General features: G+C 34.4%; 17 protein-coding genes. All 17 read right to left on the bottom strand.

The window, feature by feature from the left end:
* Nucleotide 1 precedes the first annotated feature (1 nt).
* The gene (locus ASG31_RS05755; RefSeq protein ID WP_056029093.1) at nucleotides 2–796 is read right to left on the bottom strand and encodes a glycosyltransferase family 2 protein; all 795 of its coding nucleotides are present in this window, start codon (nucleotides 794–796) and stop codon (nucleotides 2–4) included.
* Nucleotides 797–1888, bottom strand: coding sequence for a glycosyltransferase family 4 protein (locus ASG31_RS05750; RefSeq protein ID WP_157844447.1), 1092 nt, complete (start codon nucleotides 1886–1888; stop codon nucleotides 797–799).
* A 10-nt stretch (nucleotides 1889–1898) separates the two neighbouring features.
* Nucleotides 1899–2927, bottom strand: a complete 1029-nt coding sequence (locus tag ASG31_RS05745; RefSeq protein ID WP_056029089.1) for an EpsG family protein — start codon at nucleotides 2925–2927, stop codon at nucleotides 1899–1901.
* A gap of 190 nt (nucleotides 2928–3117) precedes the next feature.
* Nucleotides 3118–4026, bottom strand: a complete 909-nt coding sequence (locus ASG31_RS05740; RefSeq protein ID WP_056029087.1) for a glycosyltransferase — start codon at nucleotides 4024–4026, stop codon at nucleotides 3118–3120.
* 212 nt (nucleotides 4027–4238) lie between these two features.
* Nucleotides 4239–5561 carry a GNAT family N-acetyltransferase gene (locus tag ASG31_RS05735; RefSeq protein WP_056029085.1) on the bottom strand — a complete coding sequence of 441 codons (1323 nt, stop codon included), beginning with the start codon at nucleotides 5559–5561 and terminating at the stop codon, nucleotides 4239–4241.
* The gene (locus ASG31_RS05730; protein ID WP_056029083.1) at nucleotides 5558–6511 is read right to left on the bottom strand and encodes a hypothetical protein; all 954 of its coding nucleotides are present in this window, start codon (nucleotides 6509–6511) and stop codon (nucleotides 5558–5560) included. The genes ASG31_RS05735 and ASG31_RS05730 overlap by 4 nt, the downstream gene beginning before the upstream one ends.
* Nucleotides 6499–7218, bottom strand: a complete 720-nt coding sequence (locus ASG31_RS05725) for a WbqC family protein (protein ID WP_056029081.1) — start codon at nucleotides 7216–7218, stop codon at nucleotides 6499–6501. The genes ASG31_RS05730 and ASG31_RS05725 overlap by 13 nt, the downstream gene beginning before the upstream one ends.
* Nucleotide 7219: 1 nt before the next feature.
* On the bottom strand, nucleotides 7220–8302 hold the full coding sequence (locus ASG31_RS05720; RefSeq protein WP_056029079.1) for a DegT/DnrJ/EryC1/StrS family aminotransferase: 1083 nt from the start codon (nucleotides 8300–8302) through the stop codon (nucleotides 7220–7222).
* On the bottom strand, nucleotides 8286–9731 hold the full coding sequence (locus ASG31_RS05715; protein WP_056029076.1) for a lipopolysaccharide biosynthesis protein: 1446 nt from the start codon (nucleotides 9729–9731) through the stop codon (nucleotides 8286–8288). Before ASG31_RS05715 ends, ASG31_RS05720 begins: the two co-directional genes overlap by 17 nt.
* 24 nt (nucleotides 9732–9755) lie before the next feature.
* Nucleotides 9756–10634 carry a glucose-1-phosphate thymidylyltransferase RfbA gene (rfbA, locus tag ASG31_RS05710; protein WP_056031289.1) on the bottom strand — a complete coding sequence of 293 codons (879 nt, stop codon included), beginning with the start codon at nucleotides 10632–10634 and terminating at the stop codon, nucleotides 9756–9758.
* 7 nt (nucleotides 10635–10641) lie between these two features.
* Nucleotides 10642–11199 carry a dTDP-4-dehydrorhamnose 3,5-epimerase gene (gene rfbC, locus ASG31_RS05705; protein WP_056029074.1) on the bottom strand — a complete coding sequence of 186 codons (558 nt, stop codon included), beginning with the start codon at nucleotides 11197–11199 and terminating at the stop codon, nucleotides 10642–10644.
* Nucleotides 11199–12248, bottom strand: coding sequence for a dTDP-glucose 4,6-dehydratase (gene rfbB / locus ASG31_RS05700; RefSeq protein WP_056029072.1), 1050 nt, complete (start codon nucleotides 12246–12248; stop codon nucleotides 11199–11201). Before rfbB ends, rfbC begins: the two co-directional genes overlap by 1 nt.
* An 80-nt stretch (nucleotides 12249–12328) precedes the next feature.
* The gene (gmd, locus tag ASG31_RS05695) at nucleotides 12329–13399 is read right to left on the bottom strand and encodes a GDP-mannose 4,6-dehydratase (protein WP_056031286.1); all 1071 of its coding nucleotides are present in this window, start codon (nucleotides 13397–13399) and stop codon (nucleotides 12329–12331) included.
* Nucleotides 13400–13453: 54 nt separating this feature from the next.
* Entirely contained in the window at nucleotides 13454–14407 is a 954-nt protein-coding gene (locus ASG31_RS05690; RefSeq protein WP_056031283.1) for a GDP-L-fucose synthase family protein, read from the bottom strand.
* A 93-nt stretch (nucleotides 14408–14500) separates the two neighbouring features.
* A complete protein-coding gene (locus tag ASG31_RS05685; protein ID WP_056029069.1) occupies nucleotides 14501–16870 on the bottom strand; it encodes a GumC family protein in 2370 nt (789 codons plus the stop codon).
* A 69-nt stretch (nucleotides 16871–16939) separates the two neighbouring features.
* Entirely contained in the window at nucleotides 16940–17749 is an 810-nt protein-coding gene (locus ASG31_RS05680) for a polysaccharide biosynthesis/export family protein (protein ID WP_056029067.1), read from the bottom strand.
* A gap of 91 nt (nucleotides 17750–17840) precedes the next feature.
* Complete coding sequence (locus ASG31_RS05675; RefSeq protein ID WP_056029065.1) at nucleotides 17841–19802, bottom strand: polysaccharide biosynthesis protein; 1962 nt, start codon at nucleotides 19800–19802, stop codon at nucleotides 17841–17843.
* Nucleotides 19803–20387: the final 585 nt, after the last annotated feature.

Here is a 20387-nt window from a genome sequence, read left to right as displayed (position 1 = left end):
TTTATCTAAGTTGAGTGATAATAATTCTTCTATAATATTTAATTCTGTAGAATAACAATAAGAATGAATAAAAACCATGACCTATTAGCTTATTTTTAAGAGCTAACTTAATTATATACTCATTACCTTCCTGCATTGCTTCTAGATTCGCGGACAAACCACTATGGCCAAAACTTGGCTTACCGTCACCAGTGACAACTAGCGACTCGGGTAAATAGTAAAAATCAGAATTAGCGCAAATACGTATCCAAAATTCACCATCTTCACCATGCGTCATATTTTCATTATAACCGCCATTTCTCATATAAACATCTCTAGTAAATATAGCAGTAGAGGTTTGCGGAAACATCTTTATTAATAATTCTTTTACTGTAGCTTTATGTAGTGAAGTAATTTTTCTTCCAAAAATACGCAGTTCCTCATTATTTCTACCACATCCTAAAAAATCAACATTTTTTCCTTGCAAAAATATTTCAATTTGCTTCTCTAATTTTTCTGGATGCCACTCGTCATCGGAGTCTAATAAAGCAATAAAATCTCCAGTAGAAACTCTCATACCTGCATTTCTTGCTTTTGAAACTCCTCCATTTTCTTGATCAACGATAAAAAAAGAAAAACGAGAATTTTTTAAACCTAACTCCAGTTTTTCTAAAATTGCCAAGCTGTTATCTCTAGACCCATCATTGACTGCAATTATTTCTAAATCCCCTTGATAAGTTTGATTCAACACAGATAAAATACTTTTCTCGACAGTATTTGACGCGTTATAAACAGGTATTATTACAGATATTTTCACTTAATTTTTTTTAAAATTTTTATTAATTAAATCGTTAAGTTTATATCCAACGATTTTTTCATCAAACTTTTTAATGTCTAGTCTTGCTTGAGCTCCATACTTTATCCGTAAATCTCGATCACTCATTAAAATATCTAAAGCTTCAGCAAATGATTTTTTATTATTTTGCTCGATGAGCAAGCCGTTCACTTCGTTTAGAATTATATCTTTGGGCCCAGTCGGGCAGTCAAATGATACACATGGAACTCCACAGGCCATAGCTTCAGCCAATACAAGTCCAAAGCCCTCTGTTCTTGAAGAAAGTGCAAATATAGATGACTCAATGAATTTTTCCTCAATTGCTTTAGTTGGTGGGAAAATAAATACAGATTCAGCAAGATCCAATTCCTCTATTAATCTCTTTATTTCTTGCTCATTTTCTCCTTTACCGTAAATATGTAATTTCCATCCATTAATCCTTTGATTTGTTAGCTTCCATGATTTTATGAGAATATGGTGTTGTTTATCTTCAGTAAATCTGCCTACGTTCAAAACTATTTTACTATCAAGAGTTGAATGCTTTGACGGATAAAATGACAGTGGGTTTGGAAGATAAATATTCGATATACCTATTGAATCATAAAACTTAGAATCATCTATAGTAGGTACTGTTAAAAGACCAACTTTTCCATATAATATCCTGACAATTAATTTGTAAATTAAATTATAAGCATTAAACGATGCATGTTCAGTCACCAAAAGATTATGAGATTTTTTATTTGCGAGAAAAATTTTCAAAAGGTTTAAAGGTGATGCTACATAAATTACTTCAGGCTTATGTAATTTTATTTTATTTCTTAATTTAGATGAAGAACGAAATATTGATTTAAAAATCTGATAGAATCTTGCAACCCTAGATTTCATATTCAGTTCCGAAACTTCTTCTATATTATCGAGAACAATATTATTTGGAAGATCGTAAAAAGAGGGTTTGCTATCATTTGTCAACAAAATAACTTCGTTCTCCAATGCTAAAAATTTAATATGTTTCGATATCACTCTCTCAATCCCGCCTGCCGGAGCCATTGAATTAAAATAAAACATTATTTTCATACTTCTTCTTTTAAAAAATTGTATTATATATATAATATTCATTGTCCATATAACCCATCAGCTTATAAATAGCAATAGCAGAAAATACAGTAACAATAATAATTCTTTCACTGGTTTTTTTGAGTGCCATAATTAAATTTCCTGCAACTATTGTGTCGAAAATAGTAAAATAGCTACTCATTCTAACTCCGATGTCTGGTGATATTAAATAGGTGCTGCAATAAAATGCGAAACCAAATAAATAAATATTGAAAATATAATGTCTAAATTTATTTACAAAAAAACTTTTAGAAAAGTAAATAACCACAATAATTATAACTACGCGCTTTAATATACCTATTGCAAAGAGTTTTGGCAGATTTGAACTATTTTCAAGAGCATTTACATAGACATCGGCATTTTTTTGTGTGTTGGCAGTTATGAAATCGGTCAGAAAACTAAAAGAAAGAGATAGCATTAAAAAACCTACTAAAAGAATTCCGTAATGTTTTATTTTTAATTTGGTTCTGGGAACAAAGTATGCTAATGCAAATATAATGGCACTCAAGTGAAATAACATGGCGATGAGAATACAAATAAAAAACCTGTAGTATTTACGATTGTTAGCATAGATAAAAGCAAAACATGTAATTGATGTTGCAATTGCCTGACGAATTCCACTCAAATTAAAATATAGAAATAAATCAGAAAAGAAAATAAGTAGTGCAATTATTTTATATTCTGAATTTTTATTAAAAAACTGAAACATCAACCACAGCGAGAATGAATTTAGAATGATCAGAAATATGTTATAATGAATTTCTAATCCCCGAAAAAAATTATTTAATTCTGCGTAACCGATTTCAACATTAGTAACGCCCAACTGATAAAACTCGTAATACGAGTTCCAGTCTGTGCCTACTTTATTTCTTAATCCTGCGAATAATATCAGCACCACACATAGAAAACCTAAAACCGTCTTTGATGAGAATTTTTGTTTAATGAAAACTTCAAAATACGCAATAAATATTATTACTAATCCAAGTAATATGTAAATCATAATTTAATTTTCTTTTAATGCACAATCTTTTTTTTAACCGATTGAAATATTTACCCATTCTGATGTTTTTTATCGGAAAAAGAAAGTATAATACTAATTTCTTATTTTAATCTAAAATAAAATATAAAGTGTAAATTAAGATAGTGGGTAAGTACTAAATTTTAGTTTTAAATAACTTCTTAGAAATTACTTAATTACTACTTTTCTCAATCAGATTTTCTCTCACTAAAGAATTATCATCTCTTAGTTTTACAAGCAACTTAAAAGACCTCAGCACATTTCTGTAAATAAATGCTTTTTTTTTTCGATTTGTACCATAAGTTTTTTCGGTAGCAGATGCCTCTTTATGAAGTATTTGTGCATGTGGCGAATACACAATTTTTAACTTTTCAATTTCTGCTACAAAGGTTAGAATGTCTTCTTCACAATACATGAATGTTTCACTATACAAGCCCTTATATTTCTTCACATAAATTGGATCAAAGATTAGACAGGCACCGTGCAGTTGCACATTAAACCTTTCTAGTCTCCAATCGTCAACACCTGCGTAACCATTAGTTCCTTCTTTACTCAGAAGCAACGACTTAATCTTTACATATAAATTTTCTACCCGTAAAAAATTGAAAACTCGTAGTATTTGCAATTTTAATATAAAAGACTTTAATTCAGCATACGAAAAGCCATCCAATCTTTGCGGATTTTGATGTAAAAAATCTTTTGTAGAAACAATATCTGGTCCTAGAATATTAAAATGTGTGCGTTCGTGTATATTGATAAGATTGCTCAAAAAATCTTTCTGTTCAATAAGAGTATCATTATTTATTAAAATGATATAATCTGCCCCTAGTTTATTCTTTGCATACTGAAAGCCAACATTGTTGCCTTTTGCAAAACCAACGTTATCATTACTTTCTAATAAAGTTACCTTAATATTGCCATTATATAACTGCGATAATCTAAATTTGCTGTCATTAGGAGAGGCATTGTCGACAATAACAATTGAATAATTTGAATACTCTACATTTGTCAAAATTGAATTGACGCACTCAGAAGTATCCTCAAAACTTAAATAATGTAGGACAACAAAAACAAATTTCATATTTAATCTTTTAAAGTGTAATATATTCCCGGATTACAAATTCTCTGGAGATGTTTACAATCAGTTTTTTTGATTTTTATCAGCTCTGATAATTTATTAACGCATTAACGGTACTAAAAACAAAACTTTCTCTTTTACAGAAGCCTCAAAAAGAATTACTTTTGAACTTTTAAGTATTGAAAGCGCTTCACCGTCTTCTTTAATACCTCAATTTAATGTCTTTTTAAATATCTTCTGAGAAACCTTACCGGAACGTTTTTTAAATTGTTTTTTAATACATTCAATGGTAAATTTAATATATATTGAAAAACAAAATCTATAATTCTTTTTATTACGATTTTATTATCTTCTTCGCTATCTACAATCTTTAACATGATTAGATTCATTTTCAGCGCATTCTTAAAAGTATTATCAACCGTTTTTCTTAATACGCCTACATTATGCCGGTACACCGCCATAGACTCGTGTATATAACCAATTTTCCCATATTCCGTGAGTAAAACATATATTAAAAAATCACCTAACGGGGATTCATAAAAAATATCTGGGATCTTGATGAGATTATTCCTAAATACAACTGACGGGGTATGTATATAATTTCCTTTTACCAAAAGTGTCCCCCTTTCCTGGTATTTTTCCGGAACTTTAGTCAAAAAATCTTCAACTATTTCTCCATCGGTTTTCAAAACATTAACTTTATGAAAGCACATAACATATTGGGAGTTTTCTTCTAAAAAATCAATCTGCTTCTGCAGTTTTAACGGATCTGTCCAGTAATCATCTCCTTCACACATTGCAACATATTTACCTCTACAATTTTCTAAAATAATCTGCTGATTTGCATTAGCTCCGATATTTTTGTCATGCAACAGTATCTTAAACTTTCCCGGATATTTATTTGAATAATCCAGAAGAACTTTTCTTGAATTATCAGTTGAACAATCTTCACCAATTACTATTAAAGTATTGAAATTGGTGTTTTGCATTAAAAAACCGTCCAACGTCTGTTTTAAGAATTTTTCATGGTTGTAAACCATACAAAATATGCTTACAACCGGAGGTGGTAATTCCTCAAGTTTACAAACCATTTTTAATGATTCACTGTCGTCATCAATTATTTTAAAGCCACTTTTTTTGTAGGATTTAATTGCAGCTGTATTTTCACTTTTTACATTCAGATAAACCTCAGAAAGACGTAGCGACTCTTTTGCATAGGTAAGAATCTGATACGTTGCTTCTGCTGCCACACCTTTGCCCCAAAAATTTTTCTCGCCCAAAAAAATATGATATTCTGCACTTTGTTCAGAAACAATATCTGTTAGTTGAACGTTTCCGACATAATTACCATCTACTATTATAGCAAATCTTGATTTTGTCTTATCCGGAAGTGTATTAATAAGCCATTCTCTTTCAATAATTTCTGTTATTTCGAGAGTTGGTTTTGAGCCTGTATATTTCCAAATATCAGCATCATTCCTCCATTTATATGATACAGCAGCATCTTTGACCTCCAAAGGTCTTATTAAAATATTCACCTTATAATTTTTAATATTAAATCCATCTCTTCCCTTCCATATCTCTGGTCAATTGGTAGGTGTATTAAATGCTCTGTCAGTTGAAATTCGAGACTATCTGCAGTACACCAATTATGTACATTGGGCCAATACTTTGCCACATATATTCGATTCTCCAACAGTTTCTTTCGCAACCCGCTATTTGCCCAAAGCGGATAAACCATGGGAACACTTTCACTTGAAATATTGATATCAAGTAAATTAAAGTCTCTAAGCGCTTTGTGCAAATATTTAAAATTTTCGAGTCGCGTATTCTTGGCGATCTCATAATCAACCGACTGCAATATTTTTTTTGTAAGTACAGACATTTTTTTTATAGGTTCTCCTATTAAAATCCTGTCATTTTCAACAAATTTTTGGTATCCATATTCTGCATTTGTATCAGCTCTGGTTAGCAAATGTGACATACGCTCAAAGGAAATGTCCTGTTCAAAACTATCAGTTAACTTTTTACTAGTGTAAAGGTATGAGCCATCACTAACCCCAAAAAACTTTCTGGGAGAATAAAATGTCGAAACGTTTTTTATCGGCTTCGCATAAAAAGCCTGTGCATTGTCAACAATTAGATTTTTAATTTTTTTTGACAGTTCGTCGCAAAAAGCATCTTTAATTCCAAAATAGTTAGTGTACAGAAAACATTGATTTTCAGAGAGCACTCCATAATCGAATACCGGTTCTAAATTATTATCGATCGTATAAAATTCAAAATCGATATTTAATTTATGAAATGGCTCTAAGACGACGTCGCATGTAAAAAACGGAATAAAGACTTTTTCATATTTTTCAGCTTTCAAAATGTATTCTAAAGCGTTTCTAGCTGTATTTAAAGCTATTGCATCAGGATAATATTCTGATCCTTCATTAAGGTCCAGCTCAAAATACCCACCAATTGCTTGGTTTAATTTTTCCATTCGATGTTATATTCTGAAATCATTGCAGATGTTTCTTCCAATCCATTGAATAACAGCACATCTATAATGGAAAGACCTGGCAGAAATGTCTTCGTTAATTGATTATACTGTCTTAACTGCGGTTGAATAAATCCTAATTTTATATTTAATTCAGAGAATTTTTCGGGAAATATAAATGATTCACCACCCGGCGAATTTATATAGTGTGTAGCGCCAATTTCATGTGCTATTACTCTTCCCCAGTCTCCTTCCTCAGGCTTTACATCAAACCAAAAATTATGGTCGGTATATTTGTCAAACTTAGTTTTGCACCTTAGTGCTTTGCTTATTGTAATTGTAGAATCAATATTAAAAGTTGTTAAATACTCGCAATCTTTTTCTAAAATCTCTTCAACCAATACTTTGACCTGATTGAAAAAAGGGGCTTTATTCTTGTACCCATTTAACTGTTCGATTATTTTGATTTTCCAATTATCAGAATTATCTAATTTCACAGTAGTAAATAATGCTTTATAATCCGGCTTGATAAGTGTTGGTCTAACGAAATATGGTTGCTCTTTTTCAATATTTAACAATCGGTTTCTGGACATCCAGGATTTTTTTATGTATTGTACATCATCAAAAAACATGAAATGCTCAACAGAATGTATTAACGAAAAATATCCTATATATGGAAAAAAATAAGGTTGCATTACTGCTATTTTCATCTTAATTGTTTTGAATTCTTAATAATAATCTACAAATTAAATCTACTTCTTCATAAGTTAAATCTACGTAAAGCGGCAAACATAAAACTCTTGCTGCGATATCATCCGTTACTTCAAATTTTTTTTTGTCAAGATAAGGAAGTGTATTGGCCAATGACGGATAAAAGTAACGGCGTGTAAAAATCTCATGTCCTCTCAGACCTTCCATACATTTTAGCATCAACTCGCTACTTTCAAAAACCAAAGGATAATATGCATAATTTAACGTAGCGTCTCTATGCCACGATGGCCTTTTCGCTTTTAAATTTTTTAATTTTTTATTATATTGTTCTGTTAACTCTTTTCGTTTTACATGAATCGTCTGAATTTGGGGATAATTTGCCAATCCCATCGCAGCATGAAATTCAGAATTTTTACCATTAATTCCTAATTCTGCAAAAGCTTCTGGGCCATCAAATCCAAAGTTACGCATGTACGCTAACTTTTTTAATAATTCTGCATTTTTGGTAATGACTAAACCTCCTTCGATTGAGTGATACAGTTTGGTTGCATGAAGGCTACAGGTGGATATATCTCCGTATTCAAAGATAGATTTACCGTGGATAGTGACTCCAAACGCATGTGCACCATCATAAATCACTTTTAGATCATGTTTTGCGGCAATTTTTTCGATTGCTACAACATCACATGGATTTCCATAAACGTGAGTCGCTAAAATTGCAGTTGTTTTTTCAGTAATACTGGCCTCAATTTTAGAAGCGTCTATATTTAACGATTCTTTATCAATATCCACAAAAATCGGGGTACAGCCTTCCCAAACAATACTGCTTGTAGTAGCAACAAAAGAAAATGGTGTAGTGATAATTTCTCCTTTTAGATCCAAAGCTTTTATGGCCATTTGCAAAGCAACGGTTCCGTTCGTTACAAAAAGAAGATGGTTAATCCCTAAATATTGTTTAAGTTTTATTTCTAAATCACTTGCTAATGGCCCCATATTGGTTAACCATTTTCGTTGCCAAATCCCCGTCAAATAATTTTGATATTCTTCAATGTTAGGAAGAAAAGGTTTAGTTACTGGTATCATTTTTTTTTATAAGGTTTTTGATATCATTAATTGTTTCAAACTTAAATAGCCATGCTATACCAAAATAAGAAATAGCACCCGCTGATGCTCCAACGAAAAGTTGGATTAACAGATTGTACTCAGTTAACAGATAGTTAAAAATAAGCAATATTGATCCCATAGGTATAATCAGTAAAAATATAGGAAAAATATCTTTTAGTTGCTCAGAAGTTTTGTACATCAGCATATTTCCTGCGAAGTGTGTATTAATTATTAACGCTACTATTGAAAAAATCAACTGTCCCCAAAGTAACGCATAAAATCCAAAGAAAAAAGATATTGCCAGTATAACTGACAAAAGAATTTTCTTAGCGACCTCAAGCTTCAAAAACAAATCACTACGTCCTTTAACCTGCAACACCAAAAGATTATAGAGGTGAATCGGATACAAAATTCCTGTAAAGCATATTATTTGAAAAATTGGTACTACCGGCAGCCAGTTTTGTCCAAAAAGAAATAAAATGAGCGGTTCTGCTAAAAATGCCATTATTACGATGACTGGCGTTATAATGAACAAAACCATTTGCATAATTTGTTTATACGCTTTCTTAAATCTGGGAATATCGTTTTGTACTTGCGCAAATAATGGAAATACGACCCTATTTAAAGCTGCTGAAACGTTTCCTACAGGAAGCATCATTAAGGTATTTGCACGAGTATAATATCCCACCTGAGCAGCAGAATAAAATCGTCCTATTACGATTTGATATATATTCGTGAAAATAATATCTAACACTGATGAAAGTGTTAGTTTATACCCATAATGAAAATGTTTACGAAACTTTTCTTTACTGAATGTAATCGTGGGATACCATGAAGAACTAAACCACAAAAACAAACTGGTCAATAACGCATTTATAAGAGCTGTTCCCACTAAACTCCAAACTCCATAATCATAATAGGCCATCCATAATCCAACTGAACTACTTATTATTATCGCAGGAAGAGAAATCATCGCCTGTTTTTTGAATTTTAACTCACTTGTCAAAATGGTATTTTGTACCGCACCAAAAGCAGCTAAAATAAAAGTTATTCCGTATACTCGTGTTAACTTAATAAGTGCAGGCTGATGATAAAACTTAGCAATTAATGGAGCAATAAAAAACAAAATTAAATACATGATAACACTACCTGCAAAATTAAAATAGAAAACAGTAGAATAATCATCCTGATTCAGATCTTTTGATCTAATCAAAGAACTCGTCAGACCTCCGTCAAAAAGTGCCGTACCAATTCCCATAAAAATAGCAATCATCCCAATCAAACCAAATTCTTCTGGAAGAATCAATCTTGTTAAAACAAGCGATACTACGAATGTAATCAACTGACTACCAAACTGCTGAGAGTAAGTCCAAATCATTCCAGAAATGGCTTGTTTTTTTAGCGACATAAGTATATTTATTAAAGCCCTGCTTTATTTTCTATTGGCAAGATGTAAGAGATACTTACCGTATTCATTTTTACACAAAGGCGTTGCCAACTCCACCACTTTTTCTCTTGAAATATACCCCATTTCATATGCAATTTCTTCCAAACAAGCTACTTTAAGACCTTGTCTTTTTTCGATGGTTTGTATAAAATTTGATGCTTCAAGAAGCGATTCGTGCGTACCAGTATCCAGCCAAGCATAACCGAGTCCCATCAATTCAACCTTTAAATTATTTTGTTTAAGATATTCGTGGTTTACTGTCGTAATCTCTAATTCGCCCCTTTCGCTGGGCTCAATTCCTTTTGCCACTTCCACAACTGAATTTGGATAAAAATACAGACCAACTACGGCATAGTTACTTTTTGGGTCTGCCGGCTTTTCTTCTAAAGAAACTACATTTCCTAATTTATCAAATTCTGCAACACCACAGCGTTCTGGATCCTGAACGTAGTAGCCAAAAACGGTTGCTTTATTTTCAATTTCAACATTCTTAACTGCCTTTTTTAATAATTCAGTGAGACCATGCCCATGAAAGATATTATCACCCAGAATAAGACAGGCACTGTCTGATCTAATAAACTTTTCTCCGATAATAAATGCTTGTGCAAGCCCATCTGGGTTGGGCTGTTCGGCATATTCTAATCTGATACCGAGATCACTACCATCTCCCAAAAGATTTTTAAAGTTTGGTAGATCGTGTGGTGTAGATATGATTAAAATTTCGTAAATACCCGCTAACATCAGTGCTGATAAAGGATAATATATAATTGGCTTATCGTATACTGCCATCATCTGCTTGGAAACTGATTTTATCAGAGGATATAAACGTGTACCCGATCCACCTGCAAGAATAATTCCTTTCATAATTTGCTTATTGGTTGTTTTTCCTTTTAAAAGCTTCAAAAATTTGAGCGTTAATATCTTTGTCTGAAATTACCATTTTTTCGTGAGGAATACCCCAATCAATTTTTAAATCAAGATCCAGAGGATTTACTCCATTCTCAGAGTCTTTATTGTAATTATTATCACATTTATAAAAAAATGTCGCCTTTTCTGAAAAAACTGAAAAACCATGTAAAAATCCTCTCGGGATAAATAACTGCAAATTATTTTCTTCAGACAATTCAACAGCTACATACTGACCGTACGTTTCTGATCCGGGACGTACATCAACTGCAACATCCAATACTTTCCCTTGAATCACACGTACGAGCTTTGCTTGTGCGTGCTCGCCAGCCTGCGCATGCAAACCTCTCAGAACACCAAACGAAGAAAATGACTGATTATCCTGTACGAAATTTACTTCTGCACCGATAAGGTTATTAAAGGTTTTAGCATTAAAACTTTCAAAGAAGTATCCTCTACTATCTCCAAATTTACTCGGTTCCAGAATAAAACATCCTTTTAATTTTGTTTCTGTAGCTTTCATTAGTCTTTGTATTGTGTATCGTAATATTTCTGATAATTCCCGGAAGTAACGTTTTCCAGCCACTCTTGATTTTCTAAAAACCAATCTATTGTTTTAGATAATCCTTGCTCAAAGGTCACGGTTGGCTTCCATCCTAATTCCTTGTTTATTTTATTTGCATCAATAGCATATCTTAAATCATGCCCTGGACGATCTTTCACAAATGTAATAAGTTGCTCAGAAGTTCCAACTTCATTCCCCAGCTTCTCATCCATTTGACTACACAATTCTTTAATTAGATCTATATTCTGCCATTCATTAAAACCTCCTACATTGTAACAGTCTCCATTTTTCCCTTTGTGAAAAACCAAGTCAATTGCTTTTGCATGATCAACGACAAAAAGCCAGTCTCTGGTAAATTTTCCGTCACCATAAATGGGTAGGGGTTTATTATTAATAATATTATGAAGGCATAAAGGAATTAATTTTTCTGGAAAATGATTCGGCCCATAGTTATTTGAACAGTTTGTTATAACAACCGGTAACCCGTAAGTGTCTGCATAAGCTCTCACAAAATGATCTGAAGACGCTTTAGACGCAGAATACGGAGAATGCGGTTCATAAGAAGTTTCTTCAGTAAAGAAGCCTTCTTCCCCTAATGTTCCGAAAACCTCGTCTGTTGACACATGGTGAAATCTTTTTCCCTCATAGTTATTTTTCCAAATTTTATTTGCTGCATTTAAAAGATTTACAGTTCCGATTACATTGGTCATCACAAATTCCAACGGATTTGTAATTGAGCGGTCAACATGCGATTCTGCAGCAAGGTGAATGACGCCATCAGGTAAATGTTCTTCAAATATTTCTGAAATCTGTTTTTCATTTACGATATCGGCTTTTATGAACTGATAATTCGAATGATTTTCAATATCTTTTAAATTCTCCAGGTTACCAGCGTAAGTAAGAGTATCGAGATTAATTATTTTAACTTCTGGATATTTCAATACAAATTCTCTCACCACATGTGAGCCTATAAAACCAGCACCGCCTGTTATCAGTATTTTTTTCATTGTAAAACTTTTAGACAATAAATAACTGACTATAAATCAGTAAATATTTTTAATATTTTAAAATAAGTATTATTCGTTAATTACAATCTCAAATCACTCTCCATCATCTCTCTCACCAATCCAGCCAAATCATACTGCGGCACCCATCCCAACTGCGTTTTAGATTTAGTAGGGTCACCAATCAACAAATCTACTTCTGTAGGACGGTAGTATTCCGGATCTACAGAAACTACTGTTTTTCCAATTTCAAGCTGATATAAAGGATTGCTGCATGAAACTACTTTCGCAATTTCAGATTCATTCTCTCCTTCAAAAGATAATTCAACTCCAATTTCAGAGAATGCCATTCTTACAAAATCCCTAACCGAAGTGGTTTCTCCCATAGCGATAACAAAGTCTTCAGGTTTATCCTGCTGAAGGATTCTCCACATGGCTTCTACATAGTCCTTGGCATGTCCCCAGTCACGAAGTGCATTCAAGTTTCCTAAATACAGGCAGTCCTGCTTTCCTTTGGCAATGGCAGCTGTAGCCATGGTAATTTTACGGGTTACGAAAGTTTCCCCTCTTCTCGGCGATTCATGGTTGAACAGAATCCCGTTGCAGGCAAACATTCCATACGCTTCACGATAGTTTTTGGTAATCCAGAAACCGTAGATTTTTGCAGCTCCGTACGGTGAACGCGGATAAAACGGCGAGTTTTCATCATAAAAACCTGCAGCATTTTTATTTTCAGGAAGTCCACCATATAATTCTGATGTTGAGGCCTGATAAATTCTGGTTTTCTTTTCCAATCCCAAAATACGAACCGCTTCAAGAATCCTTAGAGTTCCAATGCCATCAACGTTCGCAACATATTCGGGCGAATCAAACGATACCTTTACGTGAGACATTGCTCCTAAATTGTAAATCTCGTCCGGCTGTACCTCCTGTATGATTCTGATGATATTCATTGAATCAGTTAAATCACCGTAGTGCAGAGTGAAATTTACATTCTGCTCGTGTTGATCCTGATAGAGATGATCTATTCTCTGTGTATTAAAAGATGAGGCCCTTCTCTTGATCCCATGAACTCTGTATCCTTTCTCCAGTAAAAGCTCAGCAAGATAAGAACCGTCCTGTCCGGTAACCCCTGTTATTAATGCTGTTTTCATCTTTCCGATGTATTTTTCATAAATGATGGTTGATGATTGATTGTAGAAACTCATCTACTTCATCTTTACTTCCTTAAAGTTGTTAATGTTTTCCAAAAACCAATTGTAGGTTTTGGTAATGCCTTGTTCCAGTTCTACTTTGTGTTTCCATCCCAAATCGTGCATTTTTGAGACGTCCATGAGTTTTCTTGGTGTGCCATCAGGTTTTTCAGTATCCCACAGGATTTCTCCTGTATGGCCTACCACTTTCTGAATCAGCTCTGCCAGTTCTCTGATGGTCATATCTACCCCCGTTCCCACATTATACAAATGTTCGGGAAGTACATTTTCCAAAGCAAAAATTACAGATGTTGCCATATCATCTACGAAAAGGAATTCCCTCATCGGTGTACCTGATCCCCATAAAGTCACTGCGACATTGCCATTTTCTTTTGCTTCATGAAACTTTCTGATCATTGCCGGGAGAACGTGTGACGTTTTCAGGTCGAAATTGTCGTGCGTTCCGTACAGATTGGTTGGCATTAAAGAAACATAGTCTTTGCCGAACTGTTTTCTAATGGCCTCACAGGTTTTGATTCCTGTAATTTTCGCCACTGCATACCATTCATTGGTAGGCTCCAGTGTATCTGTTAACAGGTATTCTTCTTTTAAAGGTTGAGGAGCCAGTTTCGGATAGATGCATGATGAGCCCAGGAAAATAAATTTCTCCACATCATTCTGCAATGCTGCATCAATCAGGTTGTTCTGAATCTGCATGTTCTCCATTAAGAACTGGTAAGGAAAACTGTTGTTCGCCAAAATACCGCCTACTCTTGCTGCTGCATCTATAACGACATCAGGTTTCTTTTCGTCAAAGAAAGTCTTTACCGCATGCTGATCTTTGAGATCCAGTTCAGCACTTGTCAAGCCTATTAAATTGGTGTAGCCCTGATCTGAAAGCTGTCTCCATATTGCTGAGCCTACCATTCCACGGTGACCTGCGATGTATATTTTAGATTTTTTTGTAATCATATTTTTAGTAATTCAGAACTAATTCATCATTGAACCGCTATTCGCTACAACATTTTCCTGATCTGCAAAGTTAAACCAAATCACTCTAATCTATTTAAACCAATTTCTCCAGGTTTCCTTTTCAGAAGCACCGTAGCCATAGCCATATTTATAACCGTAACCATAGCTGCTGTTGGTGTTGTCTACATCATTTAAGACAAATCCTGTATTTTTTATTTTATTCTGCTCTACCTGTGTATTGGCAAAGCTTATAAGTTTCTTTTCTGTGTATCTTGATCTTGTAACATATATAGTCATATCTGCCACATCTGCGATCAGCAATGAATCGGTTACCAGCATCAGTGGCGCTGTATCCAGTACAATATAGTCGTAGTCTGCCTTTAGACTTTCTACCAGCTCCTGGTATCTTCCGTTTGATAAAAGCTCTGTAGGGTTTGGCGTAATCGCTCCGGAATAGATGACGTCGCAGTGCGGGTTGAAAGACGTCTGATGAATGATATCTTCTTTCTTCACTGTTTTGTCATACATGAACTCTGCAATTCCGGCAAGGCCTTTTCTCGCTTCATTATATCTCTGCAATTGTGGATTTCTGATATCAGAACCGATGATGATCACTTTTATCCTTGGAGTTGCTAAAGTTAAAGCGAGATTTACCGATACGAAGGTTTTCCCTTCACCTTTTACTGTCGAAGTCACTAAGATCACTTTGCCTTCATCTTTCTTAGGAAGCATGAATCCCATATTGGTAATAAGAATTCTGAACGCTTCGGCCATGGGTGAAAGATCATTAACTTTTACCAGTTCTGATTCTCCTTTTACCAAGGATGGAATTTCCCCGATCACAGGTTTATTTCCTGTGAGCTTATCCAAATCTTGGGTAGAGCGTACTTTATTATTTAAAAGTGATTTCAGATAAATGACTGCGAATGGCACTAAAAGTCCAAGAATAAGAGCTCCGAGATAGATGATCTGTCTCTTTGGAGATACAGGTGCAGGTGCCGTGAAAGCATAATCAACAATTCTGGCTTTAGGCGCAGCAATGGCTAAAGATATAGCTGCTTCCTCTCTTTTCTGCAACAGTAACAAATACAGTTCTTCTTTAATAGTCTGCTGTCTCTCAATACTTCTGAACATCTTTTCCTGAAAAGGGACTTTGGAAATTCTCCCTGCCAGTCTGTTTTGCTCACCCTGAATAGCATTTCTGTTGATCTGCAGTGCAGTACGCGTTTTATTCAGGCTTCCCGCAATTGAAGTACGTAGATTACTTATCTGTTTAGTGACATCCTGAACTACAGGGTTTAATGTGGTTGAACTTTCTAAAAGCCTTGCTCTCTCGGTAATTAACTGATTGTAAAGTCCCATATTCATGGAGGTTTCAGAATCATTTAAACCAATATTCAGAGGGAGAATCTGATTTGAATTTTGGGTATTAAGATATCCCAGCAGACTGTTGACAATTTCCAGCTGCGATTCATTTTCAATCTGGCTTTGTCTGGTTTTAGCAGAAGTTTGCAGAGAAAGTTCCGCCTCTGTACCAATATCTGCAATATTATTTTTAACCTTAAAATCCTCTTTCTGACCTTCTACTCTGCCCAATTCTTCACCAATCAAACGAACTCTGCCATCAATAAATTCAGCGGTTTTCTGTGCTTCCGAGTTTTTATCCAAAACAGCTTCTCTGTTGTAATTGACAGCTAACCTGTTTAGAATATCCTCTGATTTTTCTGCTACAGAATACTTGATAGACATTTTCAGAACTGTTGTCTCCTTCTCAATTATTTCTACAACGAGCATTTCAGAATAGGCTTTTGCACGGTTCATACCAGACATAAAACCTAATCTGTAAATGTGTGAACGGTTATTTGATGCTTCGTTTATAGCTGTATTTCTCTGGAACATTACAACACCGAACGGCAAAGATAAAGCTTTGTTAAAAGGTGTTCTGATCGGTTTTTTAAAACTTTCAGACTCCAGAACAATTTCGTTTTTCTCGATTTTTGCAAATACCGGTTTTCCAGGGTACTGACCTTTCCTTTTCTCACTGATCACTCTTACGGTAAACGGAGCTGAATCCTTATACAGTTCTAGTTCTTTAATTTTTCCCTGAGAGTAAATGTTGGTCTCTAAACCTAATTCTTTTACTACAGAAAGCATTAAATTGGTGGATTTTAAAATCTGTTTTTCATTTAGAACCGAGTTTGCGCCCATGCTTCCAATACCGCCGATCTCAGAAAGAACAGACATTTCAGGCTGACCGGATGATTTTTTCACTTCTTTGATGAGAAGCGTTGATTCTGTACTGTACACCGGCACTGAATATCTTAAAAAAAACCATGCAATCACAAGCGCTGCAATTGCCCCTACTACAAACCAATACCATTTAAAAAGGTAAGGTCTGAACTGCTCTCTCAAATCTAATGTTTCTTCCTGCGTTTGTTCCTCTAAATAATTCTGATCCACTCTTTATGTTTTGCTTTGATGTTATTCTAATGATTTCCAGTCAGGATCTGACCGAATATTTATCTTAAATTATCTTCTCGTTAATGAAATAATTCCTATTACCAATGAAGCTACAACAGACGAAACTGAAATGTACAGTCCTAAATTTGGATCTACCCTGGCTGCTTTTTCTCTGTTGGCATTCGGCTGGACGTAGATGATGTCATTCTGTTTCAGATAGTAGTAAGGAGAATTGATGAAATCTGATTTTGTAAGATCTAATCTATGTTTGGTAATCTGCCCGTCTACATTTCTGATCAGTAAAACATTCTGTCTGATACCGTATGGCGTAGCGTCTCCTGCCAATGCCAGTGCTGATAAAATACTTGTGTTACCCTCAGGTATCACATAAGTACCCGGTCTTGCAACTTCTCCGGCAAAAGAAACTTTAAAATTAGTAAGCTTTACATCTACAATAGGATCTTTGATGTATTTACTGAGCAAGCTGGTCATTTTATCTCTAAAGGTTTCTATATTCTCACCTTTAGTACTGATTTTTCCTAACTGGGGAAATGTGATATTATAATCGGTATCCACCAAATAAGTAGGTCCTGAAACCGGCAGTTGTTGCGGTAAACTGTTCGAACCTGGCACAGAATACTGAGTTACAGTCGCAGATGAAGAGTAATTCTGATTGAAGGGCTTAACCGCATCAAGATCTCTCGCTGAAATATTCACCACCAGCTGGTCACCGGGTTGTAATGTGCTGCGGCTGTTTTTTATCGCATTATCAAGTGCCACATTATCAATGTCGGTCATATAATTGATTTCCTGCCTTGCAGTGCATGATGAAATAACAATACCTGCAAAAGCATAAAAAAAGAATTTCCTGAAATTCATTCTGTTTAAAATTTTCACAAAAATAGGATTATTATTTAGTAATTGAAGTATGTGGTTTAAATATCATAGAATTTAAAATTCACTATAAGTATCATTTTTGATCTTGTGACTCCTCATTTCGTGGTTTATCCAACTTTTCGAAAACTGAATTATTACTTATATACTCTGGCACCAACTGTTTTAAAAGGGTCACAACTTCGTACTTGTCTCTCTTCACAGCAGATTTTACAATTTTTTCAAAATACTTATTTACAGTTTCAAAATCCTCGCAAAGATCTTTACTGATCATAATTTTTTCATTGTGAGTAGGAATATTCACGGTATTCTCACTCAGGAGTTCCTCATACAGTTTTTCCCCCGGACGAAGCCCAATGAAAGAAATTTTAATATCTTCATCCGGAATATAACCGGAAAGTTTAATCATCCTTCTTGCCAAATCTATAATTTTTACAGGATCACCCATATCAAAAACATAAATTTCACCTCCATCTCCCATAGTTCCAGCCTGTAAGACGAGTTCGCAAGCCTCTGGAATTGTCATAAAATATCTGATGATGTCGGGATGTGTAATTGTAACAGGTCCACCTTTCTGAATCTGCTTCTTAAAATGAGGAATAACCGAGCCGTTGGAGCCTAAAACATTACCAAAACGCGTTGTAATGAATTTTGTTGTATTGCCTTCTGTATTTTGTAAAGACTGAACAAAAAGTTCCGCAGCTCTTTTCGAGGCACCCATTACATTTGTAGGATTTACCGCCTTATCTGTAGAAATCATTACGAAACGGTTGACTTTATATTTCTTTGAAAGCAATGCCAGATTCTTAGTTCCCAAAATATTAACGAAGATTGCTTCGTGAGGGTTATCTTCAATAAGCGGAACATGTTTGTATGCTGCAGCATGATAGACCATTGAAAAGCTGTATTCTTCAAATACCCTTTCGAGCCTGTGTCTATTGGAAATATCCGCCAATATAAACTTAAATTTCTGATTTGGAAATTTTTCTGAAAGCTCCATTTCCAATTCATAAAGCGGAGATTCTGCCTGATCTAAAATAACGATGAGTGCAGGGGCGAATTCCGAAACCTGACGCACAATTTCGCTCCCGATAGATCCTGCACCTCCTGTAATCAACACATTTTTATGAAAATGTCTTTTCATTACATCTTCATTTTCAAGCTTAATGGGTCTTCTGTTTAATAAATCTTCAATCTGAAGATTTCTGATTCCTCCCACTAGATCCTGATCTCTCATTTTCCCAATGGTAGGTGCCTTCAAGACCTTCAATCCTTTATCCAGAGAAAGATTCATCCATTCTTCCAGCTCTTTTTTGCTCATTATTTCCTTAATAATCAACACCGCATCGAACTCCCTTAAAAGTTTTGGTGAGTTGAAAAATTCATTTTTGCCGTAAATATGATGTCCCAGTAATACAGCCCGCTTGGAATCTGTCCTGTTGGTAACAAATCCGCCTAATCGGTAAGGATAATTGGGATTATGCATAATTGCACGTGCAAGAGCTACAGAAACGTCTTCAATTCCTATTACCGCCACATTCAGATTGGAAGGAGATCTTCTGTACTCTATCATCAGACTGAAAAATCTTTTGGTCAACATTCTGAAGAAGAACATGATAGACACAGAGACGAAAAAGAATAAAAATAAATTAGGATAAAGATATAATGGCTTCCCTTTTATTAAGTAGAAAAAATAATTGAAAATAACGAGAGTTATCAATGTGCTTCCGGATGAAAGCAGGATTTTGGAAAAATCGAAAAAAGTAGAATGTCTGATTATTCCGGCGTAGGTACGGAATATAAACATAAAAATGAGATTTACAACAACAATAATAAGCCCCTGAAGAGGCAAAAGGTGCGGATAATTCAGTTTTACGTGTAATTGAGTTAAGAAATAGTACGAAATCAATACAGAAAAAAGGACGAAGGCAATATCAAAAAAGAGTACCATCCATCTCGGTATATATCTTACCCGAGTGATTTTCAAGAGATTATCACCATTATACAATGCTTTGAATCCATCGCTTAAATTTTTCATCAGAGTTTTCTCTTTCCTTTTAGTTAAGCGGCAAATGTATGAATATTATTGCAGTTTCTCCTATTTTTTGTTTGATTTTGCTCTAAAAAGCAATGCTTTAAATAATACTGATAATCAATAATTTATACATATTACAAAATTAAATGTAAAACTTTAATGATTTTTCTCAGTTGTATGACTTTACAGTCAAAAAACATTTTCTTTTCAGTATAATTTTAATGTTGAATTTCGAGAGAAAGTTTTGAAACGCTCGGTATCAAACAGTTTATATAAAAAGTACGGGTCACAGATACCTGCTGAATTAGCATCATTAGGAACATTACCTTCAGCAGCAGATACACGTATCATCTGTTTTAACTCTTGAATTGTAAATTTTGAATTTTGAATTTTAAATATCTCTCCGCAACACCTATCCTGCAGCAGATACACGTATCATCTGTTTAAATCTTGAATATTGAATCTCTTCTTGCGTTTTGGTCACAAAAAATCCCCAATCAAATAAATGATTGAGGATTTGAATAAAAACTGGCGGCGACCTACTCTCCCGCTTTCGCAGTACCATCGGCGCTGGTGGGCTTAACTTCT

This window comes from Chryseobacterium sp. Leaf404, assembly GCF_001424145.1.
In the GTDB taxonomy this organism is placed as follows: Bacteria; Bacteroidota; Bacteroidia; order Flavobacteriales; family Weeksellaceae; genus Chryseobacterium.
The sequence above is the reverse complement of the archived record's forward strand: the minus strand, read 5'-3'. Positions and strand labels throughout refer to the sequence as shown.